Source organism: Dyadobacter sp. CY343 (genome assembly GCF_021390335.1).
Classification (GTDB): domain Bacteria; phylum Bacteroidota; class Bacteroidia; order Cytophagales; family Spirosomataceae; genus Dyadobacter.
Window position 1 is genome coordinate 279571 of the sequence record NZ_JAJUXK010000001.1, and the last position, 15435, is coordinate 295005.

At 45.4% G+C, this 15435-nt stretch carries 10 protein-coding genes; 6 read left to right on the forward strand and 4 right to left on the reverse strand.

The genetic code is table 11. From position 1 onward, the window contains the following. The first annotated feature begins 3 nt into the window (after positions 1-3). Both LZG94_RS01070 and LZG94_RS01075 read left to right on the forward strand, forming a co-directional pair. A complete protein-coding gene (locus LZG94_RS01070) occupies positions 4-1890 on the forward strand; it encodes a CocE/NonD family hydrolase (RefSeq protein WP_233790058.1) in 1887 nt (628 codons plus the stop codon). Between the two features lie 35 nt (positions 1891-1925). Beyond that, entirely contained in the window at positions 1926-4016 is a 2091-nt protein-coding gene (locus tag LZG94_RS01075) for a prolyl oligopeptidase family protein (RefSeq protein WP_233790060.1), read from the forward strand. 2 nt (positions 4017-4018) lie between these two features. Here LZG94_RS01075 and LZG94_RS01080 read toward each other — a convergent pair whose 3' ends face one another. After that, positions 4019-4963 (reverse strand): hypothetical protein, encoded by a 945-nt coding sequence (locus LZG94_RS01080; RefSeq protein WP_233790061.1) that lies wholly within the window; start codon positions 4961-4963, stop codon positions 4019-4021. Positions 4964-4968: 5 nt separating this feature from the next. Next, complete coding sequence (locus tag LZG94_RS01085; RefSeq protein ID WP_233790063.1) at positions 4969-6405, reverse strand: MBOAT family protein; 1437 nt, start codon at positions 6403-6405, stop codon at positions 4969-4971. 146 nt (positions 6406-6551) lie between these two features. On the opposite strand from LZG94_RS01085, the gene LZG94_RS01090 reads away from it, so the two are divergent. The 3 genes from LZG94_RS01090 to LZG94_RS01100 all read left to right on the forward strand — a co-directional run bounded on the left by LZG94_RS01090 (position 6552) and on the right by LZG94_RS01100 (position 12119). Next, entirely contained in the window at positions 6552-8399 is a 1848-nt protein-coding gene (locus tag LZG94_RS01090; RefSeq protein ID WP_233790064.1) for a T9SS type A sorting domain-containing protein, read from the forward strand. Between the two features lie 243 nt (positions 8400-8642). After that, complete coding sequence (locus tag LZG94_RS01095; protein WP_215233957.1) at positions 8643-10766, forward strand: bifunctional aldolase/short-chain dehydrogenase; 2124 nt, start codon at positions 8643-8645, stop codon at positions 10764-10766. Between the two features lie 69 nt (positions 10767-10835). Continuing rightward, entirely contained in the window at positions 10836-12119 is a 1284-nt protein-coding gene (locus LZG94_RS01100) for a TIM barrel protein (protein ID WP_233790065.1), read from the forward strand. A 139-nt stretch (positions 12120-12258) separates the two neighbouring features. On the opposite strand, the gene LZG94_RS01105 is transcribed toward LZG94_RS01100, so the two are convergent. Further along, positions 12259-13278 carry a GntR family transcriptional regulator gene (locus LZG94_RS01105; protein ID WP_215233955.1) on the reverse strand — a complete coding sequence of 340 codons (1020 nt, stop codon included), beginning with the start codon at positions 13276-13278 and terminating at the stop codon, positions 12259-12261. Positions 13279-13390: 112 nt separating this feature from the next. After that, a complete protein-coding gene (locus LZG94_RS01110; protein ID WP_233790066.1) occupies positions 13391-14719 on the reverse strand; it encodes a DUF6600 domain-containing protein in 1329 nt (442 codons plus the stop codon). Between the two features lie 305 nt (positions 14720-15024). Between LZG94_RS01110 and arfB the strand changes: the two genes are divergently transcribed. Continuing rightward, the gene (gene arfB / locus LZG94_RS01115; protein ID WP_233790067.1) at positions 15025-15432 is read left to right on the forward strand and encodes an alternative ribosome rescue aminoacyl-tRNA hydrolase ArfB; all 408 of its coding nucleotides are present in this window, start codon (positions 15025-15027) and stop codon (positions 15430-15432) included. Positions 15433-15435 lie beyond the last annotated feature (3 nt).

Here is a 15435-nt window from a genome sequence, read left to right on the forward strand (position 1 = left end):
GGTATGCTAAAAAATCTATTGACGGCAGCACTGGTACTATTTGCTTTTGCAGCAAATGCCCAAACTGAATCTTACGAAAAGTGGATCCGGGACAATTATTCGAAAGCAGAATATGATATTCCTGTGCGGGACGGGATCAAGCTGCACACGATCGTGTATTCACCCAAAGATGCGGCCGGAGATAAGAAATACCCTTTCTTAATGCAGCGAACGTGTTACAGCGTCGCGCCTTATGGAGTAGACAATTATCCTCCAAGACTGGGACCAAGCCCGGCGCTAATGCGGGACAAGTTTATTTTTGTGTACCAGGATGTGCGTGGCCGCTATATGAGCGAGGGACAATGGACGAATATGACCCCACATATTGATCAGAAAAAGAAAAAGACAGATGTGGACGAAGCTTCCGACACTTACGATACTATCGAGTGGCTTCTCAAAAACATCCCAAATAACAATGGTCGGGTAGGGCAGTGGGGCATTTCCTATCCCGGTTTTTACACAACTGCCAGCGCACTTTCAGGGCACCCCGCATTGAAAGCTTCGTCGCCGCAAGCGCCTATCGCAGATTTCTTTTTCGATGATTTTCACCATAACGGCGCTTTTACGCAAGGATATTACCTTACATTTCCTGTTTTCGGGATCACGCCGCCAAAGCCTACAACTACTTCCTGGTTTGCCGGAGAAATGATCAAGCCAGAGCCTGATGGTTATACATTTAACCTGAAAATGGGTTCGCTTAAAAATTTCGATAAGTACTATGCTAAAAACTGGTATTGGCAGGAAACGGTGGAGCATCCCAATAAAGATGAATTTTGGGAAAAAAGGGACATTCTGCCGCATTTGAAGGATATTAAGCCTGCATTTATGACGGTAGGCGGCTGGTTTGATGCAGAAGATCTGTATGGCCCGCTGAATACCTACAAGACGATCGAGAAAAACAATCCGTCTGCTTATAACACGCTGGTAGTCGGTCCGTTCGGGCATGGGCGGTGGAGCCGTGAAACCGGGCATACGCTGCACAATGACATTTATTTCGGGGATAGTATTGCCACTTTTTACCAAAATAATATTGAGGCCAAATTCTTCAAACATTTCCTGAAAGAAGCGGGCGACGGGAAAACAGGCTTACCAGAGGCTTATTTATTTGATACCGGTAAAAAGGAATGGAAGACTTTTGATAAATGGCCGGTAGCGGCAGTGGAAAAGAAGAAATTGTATTTCCATGAAAAAGGCAAGCTGGATTTTAATGCACCGAAAGAGGGGAAATCGGTCAGCGAATATGTGAGCGATCCTTTGAAACCTGTTCCTTACACTGCCAATTACAAGCAAATGTCCGGCTTCACGCCTTTTGAATATATGTCCGAAGATCAGCGTTTCGCCGCTGCAAGGCCGGATGTACTCGTTTTTGAAACCGATGTGCTCGATCAGGATATTACTCTGGGAGGCGAGATTTCTGCATTGCTTAAAATCAGCAGTACCGGAACCGACGCGGATTTTTTTGTGAAACTGATCGATGTTTACCCGGGCGACGAGAAAAACCACGCTTATCTGACAGATCCGAAAACGGTACTCGCGGGTTACCAGCAAATGGTCAGGAGCGAAATTATGCGGGCGAGGTTCCGTAACAGTTTCGAGAAGCCGGAGCCGCTGGTTGCAGGGAAGGTGACGGACATTCAGTTCTGTTTGCAGGATGTGTTGCATACTTTCAAAAAAGGCCACAAAATCATGGTACAGGTACAGAGCACTGCATTCCCGCTATTTGATCGAAATCCACAGAAGTATGTGGATAACATTTACAAAGCGGCGGATTCGGACTTTACCGCAGCCAAGCAAACAGTATATCACCAGGCTGACGCTGCCAGTGCCCTTGAAGTGGACGTGATCAAATAATGCCAGACATTTTTATGAAATTTAAATCAATAGTAATGAGCATTACCGCTGCCAGCTTGCAGGGCGCGAGCATTTTTGCGCAGGAAATTAAATATCCTCAGACAAATAAAATTGAGCACACCGATGAATATCACGGTACCAAAGTTGCCGATCCTTACCGGTGGCTCGAAGATGACAGGTCGGAGGAAACGGCGGCGTGGGTGAAGGCGCAGAACGAGGTGACTTTTGGTTATCTGGACAAAATTCCATTTAAAGGAAAGATTTTCACTGACCTTGAAAAAGCTTACAACTACCCTAAATATTCAGCGCCCAGCAAAAAGGGTGAATACTTTTATTTCTACAAAAACGACGGACTGCAAAACCAGGCGGTACTTTATCGTCAAAAAGGGCTGAAAGGCGCTCCCGAAGTGGTTTTGGATCCTAATAAACTTTCCACGGACGGTACTACCCGATTATCCGCATTTAGCTTATCGAAAGACGGTGCGCACGCAGTGGTCGGACTTTCCCGGGGAGGCTCTGACTGGCAGGAATATGGCGTAATGGATATGAAAACGCTCTCCATGTTGCCGGACAAGATCGAGTGGGTGAAAATCTCCGGCGCGGCCTGGCAGGGAAATGGATTTTATTACAGTCGCTACCCGAAGCCCAACGGCAGTGCATTGGCGGCTAAAAACGAGAATCACCAGGTGTATTTTCACACGGTCGGGACGGAACAGAAAGATGATAAGCTGATTTTCGAAGACGCTGCAAATCCGCAACGTTTCCATATTGTAAGTACGACCGAAGACGAGCAATATGCCGTGCTGAGCGTGAGTGACAGGGGTAAAGGGAAAGACGGAAATAGTGTTTGGGTTTTGAAAAGAGGCGAGAAGGATTTCAAAGCGATCAAAGAAGAGATTACGGATTTCAGTTACGGAATTATTGACAATCTGGGTGAGGATTTCCTGGTAGAAACAAACGAAAATGCGCCAAATAGCAAAGTAATGCTGTTTGAAACCAAAACCGGAAGTTGGAAAACTGTGATTGCAGAAAAGCCGGAACCTTTGCAGGGAGCAGGCACGGCGGGTGGCAAACTTTTCGCCACTTATTCCAAAGACGTTACCACGCGGGCTTACGTATATAAACTTACGGGCGACCTTGAAAAAGAAGTGAAATTGCCCGCTTTGGGTTCTGCGAGTGGTTTTGGCGGGGAAAAGGATGATAGTTTTGTTTTTTACACATTCACCTCATTCAATTATCCTCCGACTATTTTCAGGTACGAGATCGGTTCTGGAAAAAGCGAAGTTTTCCGGGAGCCTGAGGTGGCATTCAAGCCGGCGGAATATGAAACCAGGCAGGTTTTTTACCCGAGTAAAGACGGTACCAAAATCCCTGCATTCATCACTTTCAAAAAGGGACTAAAACTGGACGGTACCAATCCGACGATATTATATGGATACGGTGGCTTTAATGTAAGTCTTCCACCATCATTCAGCCCCACGCGCATTCCATTCCTGGATCAGGGTGGCGTGTATGTGCAGGCCAACCTGCGCGGCGGAAGTGAATACGGCGAAAAGTGGCACGAACAAGGTATGAAGCTGAAAAAGCAGAATGTATTTGACGATTTCATTGCGGCAGCCGAATATCTGATCAAGGAAAAATATACTTCACCGGAGCGGCTGGCGATACAAGGCGGCTCGAATGGCGGCTTGCTGGTCGGCGCGGTAATGAACCAGCGACCTGAATTGTTCAAAGTGGCATTTCCGGCTGTGGGAGTGATGGATATGCTGCGTTTTCACAAGTTTACCATCGGCTGGAACTGGATTGCAGATTATGGCAGCAGCGATAATGCAGAGGAATTCAAGGTATTGCGCGCCTATTCGCCGCTTCATAATATTAAAGAAGGAGGTCAATATCCAGCAACCATGATCACCACCGCCGATCACGACGACCGCGTAGTTCCCGCGCATTCATTTAAATATGCAGCAGAGTTACAGGCTAAGGCAGGCGCGTCTTCTAAAAACCCGCTGCTGATCCGCATTGACACCAATTCCGGTCACGGAGCCAGCAATACCAAGAAAGCATTGGAAACGCAGGCTGATATTTACGCGTTTTTGTTTGCGAATATGGGGTTGGTCTGGAAGTAAGTTTACCTTCTGCTAACAAGCTGAGGCAATGCAGCTTTGAGATCGCCTATTACCATTTTTGTGCGGAGATCGACACCAGTTTTTGTTAAATGATAATTGGTGTCGAAAAAGAGTGAATCGTGGAAATTGTAGTCTTCGGGAGGAGCCAGTAAAGAAAATCCATTGTTTAGTAATTCAAGATGAATTTTCTGAATCAGATTTTTTTGATTTTTAAAAGAGCTCGATTGATAAGCAGGTGGAATGATAAACAGGCTTGCCGATTTTGATTTCACCAGCTTATCAAAGTCTTTTAGAAGCGCAATACACTCATTATTAATCTCCTCTTCACCCGTTTCCGGTTTGGTGACCTCTACTTTCTTGGCTGGCAGGTCCCAATGGATAAAAGCGTCACCATTCTCATTGAATGCACCTCTGTGATAAACACCTATTTTTCCTTGGCTAACCGACGAGCTTTCGAATTTGAGTTTAGAGGCTGCATATTGAGGAATATGCGGAAGTAAACGGTACCAATGTGCTAAACTCACCAACTTTCTTCCATCAGGAAAAATATCAAAGAGAACTGATAGTAACTCCGCCTTACCATAAAAAGAATCTGTATAGAACTGGCTGTATTCTGGTGATATAATAACAATATCACCTCTATTAACAAACCGTTCAATATCTCGTATCTGGTATTTTAAGCCTATACTGGCGTGTACTCCTGCGTTAATAACCAGCATTTTTAAACTTCTCTGAATAGTCCGGCTATCTAATCCGAATGCCAGATTTGATCCTCCTGCAAAAATGATCTTTGGTGATTGCGAGCCGGAAAGCATTTTATGCTTGTCAGGTACCGCGCCTAAAATACTTTCCCGGGCTTTATAGCTATGGATGTAAAATAGCGAAAGGCCAAGAATACCAGTAGTTATAGTTATGAAAATGGCTATCCTGGATAGGAACTGTTTCATTTGAATTAGAATTGAAAATAGATGAATTCCTGATTTTGCTTGAAATGCGCCAGGCAGATCAGGAAAATGGATATATATGCGACCCATTTTAAGGAAGTAGACCAGGCTGGTTTCATGGCGAGCCCGTGTGATTTGTCTCTTTGCAGCCATTCAATAGTAACTAAGGCGCCCATTGCAGCCAGTTGAAACAGATAAATACCGGGAGCTGGTTTAGTTAGCAGTGTTTTGTCAAAAAGCCCGTCGAGGTAGTGAAATGCAGTTGTAAGGTTCGGTGCGCGGAAGAATATCCACCCGATCAGTACCAATGCGAATGTGAAGGTGATTTGCAGAAGTTCAGTGATCGAGGGAAGTAATTTACCTTTTGCTGCGGTGTCGGTATGCTGTCTGTTTTTGCCGAAAATCAGCAAAGGCAGAAACAGCAAACCGTGATAAAATCCCCAAATGAGAAAGTTCCAGCTTGCCCCGTGCCAAAGTCCGCTTACAGCGAATATGATCAGTGTATTCCGGATGCTTTGAAGTTTACCGTTCCGGCTTCCACCCAAGGGAAAATAGAGGTAATCCTTAAACCACGATGAAAGTGAAATGTGCCACCTCCGCCAAAACTCGGCGATATCTCTTGAAAAATAGGGATAGTTGAAGTTTCGAAGCAGCTCAAACCCGAATAGCCTGGCGGTACCCAAAGCAATGTCCGAATAGCCAGAAAAGTCACCGTAAATCTGAAAAGCAAAGAAAACAGCTCCCACCAGCAAGGTACTTCCCGAATGGTGCGAGGGATCTGAAAACGCCAGATTCGCATATTCTGCACAACCATCGGCAACCACGATTTTCTTGAAAAAACCCCACAGCATCTGCCTCATTCCGTCTACCGCCTGACTGTAAACGAATCGCCGGGGCCTTTCAATTTGCGGCAGCAAATGCGTAGCTCTCTCAATTGGACCAGCCACGAGCAGCGGGAAAAAGCTTACAAATAAAGAATACTCGACAATGTTGACGGAAGGCTCTATTTTCCGGTTATAAATATCAAATACATAGGAAAGTCCGTGAAAGGTATAAAAGGAGATTCCGATCGGAAGAATGATACTAAGCATTTGTGTATTTGAGCCTACACCTCCAAGGCGCAGCAACTCTGCAAAAGAATCAATGAAGAAATTGTAATATTTGAAAAAGCCCAAAAACCCCAGATTGATTGCTACACTGATAATAAGCCAGGCTTTTCGAAGTTTGTCAGATTTAGAATGATGGATTTTGAGGCCGCTGTAAAAATCGAGGGCAGTGGAAAACATTAACAGAAACAGAAATCTCCAATCCCAGCACCCATAGAAGAAATAGCTACCAGTCAAAAGCAGGATGTTCTGAAACCGCAGAGAGTTCTTTGTGACAAACCAATAAAGGATAAATACTGTCGGCAGGAACAGTGTAAAGCCGATCGAGTTAAAAAGCATATGCGGGTTGTTAGAGTCAGTAAGATTCAGATCTGAGCTAAATCTTTTGTCTTCCCTTTATTTCCCGGCAGATACTAATTAGTAACAGTAGATATGTAACTGGTTTTTATTTAGAGTCTTGATACCTCTAACTCTATCATGACTTTATGAAAAAACTTCTAGTTGCTGTTCTCCTGTTAATTTGTGCCAACAGTTATTCCCAGACATTGGAGGATGACAGGCTTGCGCTGATTGCTTTTTATAATGCAGCAGACGGGCAGTCTTGGTTTTCTGAAAGGCCACATGATAATCCGACTTGGCAGGTTCCAGGGCAGCCAGGTGACAATCCATGCAGCTGGAACGGCGTGACATGCGAAGGAAACAGGGTTGTAGGGCTGGCTCTCTCAGGAGAAGATGTGTCCGGGACAATACCGAAGGAAATAGGAAATCTTACCGCCTTGAAGTCACTTATACTTCCTGGTGGTGGCTTTTTTCAGTTTCAACGTCCTACGCTGTATGGAAGCTTACCACTCGAATTTGCAAATCTTGTTAATCTGGAAACACTTGACTTGTCCGCTAATTTTTTTGACGAAGAAAATTCTCACGTCCTTTTCAGCCTTCCCAAATTAAAATCACTTTCTTTTTCCGCTAGCTGGCAAATTCCTGCGGCCATTGGAAATTTATCTAATCTTGAAACTCTCGTTATAGATAATGGTGGTACAATAAATCCGGTTGAGAACCTAGGTGCATTTCCTGTTGAAATCAGTAATCTAACTAAGCTCACCAGCCTGCGTATTCACAATACGCGCTTTCGTAGTGGGATTCCCACTGAAATTGGAAATTTGATTAATCTAAAGTCACTCTACATGTCTGCCGCTGTCCAGGTAGGATCAATACCTGCTTCAATAGGGAACCTGGCGGAACTCACCTCACTCTATTATTCTGAAATGCCAAATTCGGGTCCCGTTCCGTCTGAGATTGGGAATCTTGTTAAACTGACGCGCCTTGAAGTTACAGGATTAGGTAACGCAGGTCCAATACCAACGACAATAGGAAATTTGATCAATCTGGACGTCCTGGATTTGCATGGTAATGGCCACACAGGCACAATCCCTGCATCTTTTAACAAATTGACCAAAATCAATTATTTGGCTCTGTTTAACAATTATCTCAATGGACCGCTCCCCACGCTGTCCTCATTGCGATCGCGGAAAATAGACATAAGAATTAATAATTTTACTTTTGATGTCCTTGAGACATACGAGAATAGATTTAGCCAATATAGTGATCAGCGAAAAATACCTGTGATGAGGGAGAACGGCGTGTTGTCTGTAAATGCAGGCGGAACAATGTCGAGAAACACATACAGATGGTATTACGATAATCTTTTAGTTGCTACAAAAACGGGTGACAACACTTTTACTCCCACAGATCTGAGAGATTATCGCGTAGAGGTTACCAACACAATTGCAGTGGGAGCCAGATTAGTAAGCGAAACGGTCAGAAGTCCCCTTCCCGTGACACTTATGAATTTCGAAGCAATGCCGCAGGATGGCCGCAATCAGCTAACCTGGAAAACTACTTCAGAGACTAATAATAAGGGCTTTGAAATCGAGAGAAGCAGGGATGCCAGGACGTTTGAGAAAATTGGTTTTGTGGAAGGAGCGGGGGACGCACAGCAAACCGAATCATACCGGTTTACAGATTTAGATCCCTTCAACATCACCTATTACAGATTGAAACAGCTCGACCACAACGGAGTTTTTGAGAACTCAAAAATTATTATGGTAAAGAACGAGCGGGAAGTGATCATTTATCCAAATCCAGCCCGTGGCTTTTTGACTGTTTCAGGAATTGATAGTGAAAAAGATATGTCGGTGTTAAATCAAGTGGGTGATATTGTTTTAAAACAAAAAGTGGAACCTTTAAAACCCGTCCATATCGGAACGTTGCCAAATGGTATTTATACAATAAAGATCGGCGGCACAACGAAACGCGTGGCTATTTCAAAATAGTAACTAAGGTAATTTCTCCTGTAAATGGTCTGTTCTTAAAGGAGCGGACCATTTTGCTGAAAAACTATCAATTCTCACATTAATTCTTAATTTATTTCTACGTGCAGGATACAACAGGACGGTGCGTATAGCTAAGTTTTCTATTCTTGTGAGCTGTTTCCAGAGTAGTATTTGTTCCCGCAAGCCCTTTCTGCAAACTAAGGTCCTTTACCACAAAACGATTAAATATTTAACTAAAAGAATATGAGCAGTTCTAAAGTAAGCCAGTATAGGTATGTAAGCTATTTGTGGGATGATGAAAAAGCGGCTTCGCTCGGAGACGATCAGGTAGCACTTCTTCTTTACCGTTCCAATCTGTTAGGGGCCGACCTCCGACTGACCAATTATGCAGGTGGAAACACCAGCTGTAAAACGATCGAAAAAGACCCTTTGACAGGAAATCCTGTGGAGGTAATGTGGATCAAAGGCTCAGGAGGCGATATCGGTACGCTAACCAGAAGCGGACTGGCTGGTTTATATGTTGACAGACTACATAGTTTAAAAAGTATCTATCGCGGGCTGGAATTCGAAGACGAAATGGTGGAGCTTTTCAACCACTGCATTTACGATCTTAAATCAAAAGCACCTTCTATTGACACGCCGCTGCACGGTTTGCTGCCTTTCAAACATATTGATCACCTGCATCCTGACGCATTGATCGCTATTGCAGCTTCAAAAGAAGGGGAGGCTATTACAAAGGAATTATTTAACGGTGAACTGGCGTGGGTGCCCTGGCAACGTCCCGGCTTCGATCTTGGATTGCAGCTGGAACAGGCGCTCGCGGATAATCCCGGCATTCGTGGCATCGTGTTAGGCGGTCACGGGTTGTTTACCTGGGGTGATACGGCTTACGAATCTTACATCAATACATTAGATACTATTGAAAAGGCTTCGGAATACCTCAATGCAAACTACGGCAAAAACCGTCCGGTTTTCGGAGGAGCGAAGCTGCAAAGCGAGCCGCAGGAACGTCGCACGGAAATTGCCGGAAAACTGGCACCCTACCTCCGCGGGCTGGCGTCCGACAAACAGGCGATGATCGGTCATTTTACCGACGACGAGCGCGTTCTGGAATACATCGCAAGTAATGATCTGGAAAAACTGGCACCACTCGGAACCAGCTGCCCTGACCACTTTTTGAGAACGAAGATCCGCCCGTTGGTACTCGACCTTCCTTTTGAAAAACTGGCTGCGACAGATCAGGAGATATTAGACCATATTCGCCCGCAATTTGAAGCATATCGTGCAGACTATCAGGCATATTATGACCGAAGCAAACACGATAACAGCCCCGCAGTACGTGACCCGAACCCGGTGATCATTTTGCTGCCAGGCGTTGGAATGTTTTCATTTGCGAAAGACAAGCAGACTGCGCGTGTTGCAGCTGAATTCTATATCAATGCAATCAATGTAATGAAAGGCGCTGAGGCGATCTCTTCTTACGTTTCATTGCCGGAGCAGGAAGCATTTGATATTGAATACTGGTTGCTGGAAGAAGCGAAATTGCAGCGGATGCCGAAAGAAAAGTCAGTTTCGCGTAAAGTTGCGTTTGTTACCGGAGGTTCTGGCGGTATTGGAAAAGCGATCGCGCAAAAATTGTTGCAGGAAGGCGCTTGTGTAGTTATTTCTGATATTGATGAAAAGGCGCTTGCAGAAACAAAAGCTGAGTTTGACGGAAAATTTGGAAAGGATTTTTCAGATACTACGATTGCAAACGTGCTGGATGCAGACCAGATTAAGGCTGCATTGCACGCCACCAAATTGAAGTACGGCGGACTGGATATCGTAGTGAACTGCGCTGGTCTTTCTATCTCAAAACCAATAGCGGAAACGACGATTAAGGATTACGATATTTTGCAGGATGTTTTGGTTAAAGGTCAGTTTCTGGTTTCTCAGGAATCGGTTGCGATCATGCGTCAGCAAGGTTTGGGTGGTGATATCATCAATATTGCGAGCAAAAACGGTATTGTTTCCGGCCCGAACAATGTGGCTTACGGAACTGCAAAAGCAGCTCAGCAACACATGTCGAGGCTTTTGGCTGCTGAACTTGGTCCTGACAGGATCCGTGTAAATGTGGTCAATCCGGATGCAGTAATTGCAGGAAGCAAGATATGGGAAAGTGGCTGGGCTGCCGGCCGCGCCAAAGCTTATGGTATTAAAGTTGAAGAACTGCCTGCTTACTATGCAAAAAGAACTGTTCTGAATGCGGAGATCCACACGGAAGATATCGCAAACGGAGTTTACATTTTTGTGAGTGGCTTGCTGAACAAAAGCACAGGAAACGTGATCAACGTGGATGGTGGAGTTCCTGCGGCATTCCTGAGATAAAATCATTGAGTGAAATACGCCGGGGCCGAGAAGCCCCGGTTTTTTTGTTCCATTTAAAACCATTTACCGATGAAAATTGAACAATATCAGATTGACCAGCACAACGATAGTCTGCTGTCAAGACATAACAATCATTTTACCTTTGCCAAGGAACAACTGGCGGAGCAGGGGATCAATGCAGACGATGTTGTAAAAGCATTGGCAGATTTTCAGGTAGCTATTCCAAGCTGGGCTTTGGGAACCGGCGGGACCCGTTTCGGGAGATTTTCGGGTGTAGGCGAGCCGCGTTCGTTGGAAGAGAAAATAGAAGATGTAGGCTTGCTGCACGCATTAAACCGTTCAAGCGGCTCTATTTCACTGCACATTCCGTGGGATATTCCCGGTCAGGCGCAGTCGATCATGGATCTGGCTTCGTCGGTGAATCTGAAATTCGACGCGGTTAACTCCAATACTTTCCAGGATCAGAAAGACCAGGAGCAATCCTACAAATTCGGCTCACTTTCGCACGTTGATCCCAAAGTCAGGAAACAGGCTGTGGAGCATAATATTGAAGTGATCAAATACGGAAAAGAGCTGGGTTCAAAAGCATTATCGATCTGGTTGTCAGACGGTTCCTGCTTTCCGGGGCAATCGAATTTCGTAAGGTCTTTCCAGAATACACTTGAATCTTTGCAGGAAATATATGCTGCGCTGCCGGAGGATTGGAAGGTGTATGTGGAATACAAAGCTTACGAGCCTAATTTCTATTCGACGGTAATTCAGGATTGGGGAAGCTCGCTGTTGTTTTGTCAGAAATTAGGGCCAAAAGCAGATGTACTGGTTGATCTTGGCCACCATTTGCCGAATGCAAATATCGAGCAGATCGTCGCTACGTTGATGATGGAAGGTCGCCTCGCCGGTTTCCATTTCAACGATTCCAAGTACGGAGACGATGATTTAACCGTTGGCAGCATTCGTCCGTATATGTTGTTTTTGATTTTTGTAGAGCTTGTAGAAGGTATGAAACGTGCCGGCCGCGCAAGCGACACGTACGCTTGGATGATCGACGCGAGCCACAATGTGAAAGATCCTTTGGAAGATTTGCTGCAATCGGTAGAAGCCATTTTGCTGGCTTACGCACAATCGCTGCTCGTCGATCGGAAAAAACTGGAACAGGCACGCAACGAAAACGATGTGGTACTTGCCCAGCAGATCCTGCAAAATGCATTCAGAACGGATGTGCGGCCGCTGGTACGCGAATCCATGCGTTTGAGCGGCGGCGCGCTGGACCCGATCGCATTGTTCAGAAATTTGAGTGTAAGAACAGAATTAATGAATGAGCGGGGTAGGTTGACTGTCGCGACGGGGTTGTAGTGGTAGTGTCGTGCACGTGCCTTCGACCGCCCGACGGCCCGGTCCGCTCAGGCTAACAAACCTTGTCACACTGAGCGCAGTCGAAGTGCATGCACCATGCCTTCGACTTCGCTCAGGCTGACAAGTCAGCTCCGCTATCTCAAAGCGACTTCCTCCGAATCAACGTAAAAGGATTCTTGATCAGCGCCCTTTTATTTTCATTGATCAGCTCCGCGGCCGTTCTTCCCATTTGCTCATGATCTGTTGAGATGGTAGTAATCCCGTCCAGCAAAATCTCTTTCAGCGGCGTTTCATTGTAGGAAATAATACCAATATCCTTTCCAATCACCAGCTGCTGCTCGCGGCATTTCTTGATCAGATTTACCAGGTCATTTTCCTCAATAACTACATAAGCAGTATCCTTCACAGCCACACTGTTTTCATGAAAATCGTACATGATCTCATGCTGAAACTCGTGTTGGATGCAAAAAATGCGGAATCCTTTAATGATCTCTTTCGGGTAGCGGATAATAGTCGGGAAAATAAGGACAAGGCGCTTGTACACTTTCAGCAGATCAGTCGCTTCATTGAGTGCAAAAACAATATCCTTTTCGAAGTTCTGGTAAACGGAAGAATGCTTTTTACTTGGTAACTCTACGTCTTTATCCAGTAATATCAGCTTCTCGGCCGGAATCAGTTTCAGCGTCTCAATTGCGTCTTCGGCCTTTTCATAAAAATGCGGCATGATCACATAGTAATCATATTCGCCAAGGCTATTCTTAATGAGGTTCTTGAAAATGTTGGTATTGGAATGGTGAATGTGCAGATCGACATTTACATTCCTACCTATATTCTCTACAAATGCATTATAGATTTGCTTTTTGTAGTTACTTATTTTGTTGAAAACGAGCAGAATACGAAGCGAGGTTTCAATATCTACCCGATTTATAAAATACCCCTTTCCGCGCACTGATATCAACACACCATCCTTGATCAGATGTTTGTATGCTTTTTCAACGGTATCACGCGACAGGAGGTATTCTTCACTCAGTTGATTGATAGAAGGGATTTTGTCGCCCCTTTTCAGCTTTCCTTTGCTGATAGCCTGCAACAGCGATTTAATGATCTGAATGTACTTAGGGGCACTTTCTTTGAACTCAATATCAAACTGTATTTCCATTAATAAGTGGGTTTAGAATAGCCTAAAAATAACACTTTTATCCTGCATATAATAGCAAAAAACCCGCTGCAAATTGCGTTTACAGCGGGTTTTAAACTGATAGAATATATTATTATCGGGGACTTCGGCTGCTTCGTTCGCTGGCCCCGCGACTCGGGCTTTCCTGAGACGATCTTCCATTGCTGCGTGGTTCCGGCGCGCTTCTTTCCTGGCGGGTTTCACGCTGCGGCGCTTCATAAGATCCCCGCGACGGGCCTGGATTCGCAGGCGCATTATTGGAACGATTCGATCGTTCACTTCTCGGCGCGCTATATTCCGGACTGCTCGGCTGGCGGTTGCCACGTTCTGACTGGCGGGGAGACTCATATCTGTTCTCCACTGGTGCAGAAGGCTCCAAACCACCGCGGTTTCGATTGCTTCTCATATTCTCGCGGTCTTCCGACGGAATTCTCGGAGTACTTTCAATGCGCGAATTTTCACCTCGTTCATTGGAATTCTCGTTTATTCTGCCATTCCGGTCGCCCCGCTCGAAACCTCCGTTATTGCGTTCATTACTTCCGTTTATACGCTCGTTCCTGTTAGAATTTCCAGTCCGGTCGCTACGGTCGACATCGCCACCAATGCGCTCGTTTCTATTATTATAGTCATTGTTGCCACGACTTCCCCGGCCTGCACGGTCTGCGTCGATCACCGATCCGGTACGATCTGATCTGCTTCGTGCACCTCTGTCGTCATTATTATTTCCAGCTACGATCACCCGGCCGCGGCCACTTGGCGTTGCATCAATCGTGCGCACCGGAACACTTCTTCTCGTAACACGCTCAATCTCATCGCGTCTGGGTCCGTACACATAGGTCCGGTTGTTGCTGCGGTAATAGTTATTGATGATCACGGTCTGATTATAAACGTGCGTCACTCTCCTTCTCGGCGGGCAGTAGCTATGCCAGTTCCGGTAGCTCACGTATTGTTGTGGTACAAAAACCCACCAGAACGAAGGGATATTGATAGACACATTCACATTCATACCCGGACCCAGCGGAGCCCAGCCATAATAGCCGCCGCCCGAGCGCCAGTTGACCCACGCAGGTCCCCACTCGTAATCAGGGATCCAGAACCAGCCATTGAAATCGTCAAACGACCAGCGACCGTAGTGAAATGGCGCCCAGCCCCAGTCGTAATCCGAAACCCAGGTATTACCATATTCAGTCACTTCCCAGTATCCATTGGTTGAATAGGGTTGAAATTCCCTGGACACATCAGGAACCCAGACCGATCCGAATTGCGGGTTGCGTACCCACCTTCCGTAAGGCGATAATTCATTGTAAAACGTTTGGAACGAAACACTTACCCCTGGTTGTGCCTGAGTTTCGTTTGAAACCGAAACACCGCCTGATAAGATAACGAACAGGCCGAGGATCCGAAAAATGCGCATGGTGTTCATGGCTATGTGTTTAAATTGTTTTCTGTTTTTAAAAATCGTTTATTGGACTTAAACTTTTACGACGGGTTTAATTCTCTCTCAGGACGCAGGAATATGTGTTTAGGTTGCCTGAAAGCATTTTGCAAAGGCGTTATTTCTAGTAAGCGAGATATTATTTCAGCAATCAATTGTGAAACAGTCATTTAAGTTGTGTTTAAGTAGGGTTGTTGCTGAAAAATGCTTTCATTAAAGACAACTGAGCTCTATTAAAGCCCTATTTTTGCAGAAAAAATTAACAAGCGTTAACAATATCTCTTAACAGAATAATGATAAATCCCGAGACCCTACATGGAGAACTGACGTTTCAGACTGCACGCAGCGGGGGAGCGGGAGGGCAGAATGTGAATAAAGTTGAAACCAAGGTGGAGTTGCGGTTCGATGTGAAAAACTCGGCAGTACTTACTGAAAGTGAAAAGGAATTGCTGGTAGAAAAGCTTTCGTCCAAATTAACGAATGACCAGGTATTGGTATTATACCACCAAACCGAGCGGTCGCAGCTCGCGAACAAGGAGAAAGTGGTCGAGAAGTTCAACCAGATTATCAAACAAGCCAGTTTTATCCCGAAAAAGCGAAGACCAACCCGCCCGACGACCGCCTCCAAAATAGACCGGTTAAAAACCAAACAGCGCAATGCGACCGTCAAGGCAATGCGCAGGAGGCCCTCCGAAGACTAATTC

Excerpts from the sequence above, each read along its gene's own strand:
- LZG94_RS01090 (WP_233790064.1), top strand. The coding sequence starts at position 6,552 with ATGAAAAAACTTCTAGTTGCTGTTCTCCTGTTAATTTGTGCCAACAGT.
- LZG94_RS01070 (WP_233790058.1), top strand. The coding sequence starts at position 4 with ATGCTAAAAAATCTATTGACGGCAGCACTGGTACTATTTGCTTTTGCA.
- LZG94_RS01110 (WP_233790066.1), bottom strand. The coding sequence starts at position 14,719 with ATGAACACCATGCGCATTTTTCGGATCCTCGGCCTGTTCGTTATCTTA.
- LZG94_RS01095 (WP_215233957.1), top strand. The coding sequence starts at position 8,643 with ATGAGCAGTTCTAAAGTAAGCCAGTATAGGTATGTAAGCTATTTGTGG.
- LZG94_RS01080 (WP_233790061.1), bottom strand. The coding sequence starts at position 4,963 with ATGAAACAGTTCCTATCCAGGATAGCCATTTTCATAACTATAACTACT.
- LZG94_RS01075 (WP_233790060.1), top strand. The coding sequence starts at position 1,926 with ATGAGCATTACCGCTGCCAGCTTGCAGGGCGCGAGCATTTTTGCGCAG.
- LZG94_RS01105 (WP_215233955.1), bottom strand. The coding sequence starts at position 13,278 with ATGGAAATACAGTTTGATATTGAGTTCAAAGAAAGTGCCCCTAAGTAC.
- arfB (WP_233790067.1), top strand. The coding sequence starts at position 15,025 with ATGATAAATCCCGAGACCCTACATGGAGAACTGACGTTTCAGACTGCA.
- LZG94_RS01085 (WP_233790063.1), bottom strand. The coding sequence starts at position 6,405 with ATGCTTTTTAACTCGATCGGCTTTACACTGTTCCTGCCGACAGTATTT.
- LZG94_RS01100 (WP_233790065.1), top strand. The coding sequence starts at position 10,836 with ATGAAAATTGAACAATATCAGATTGACCAGCACAACGATAGTCTGCTG.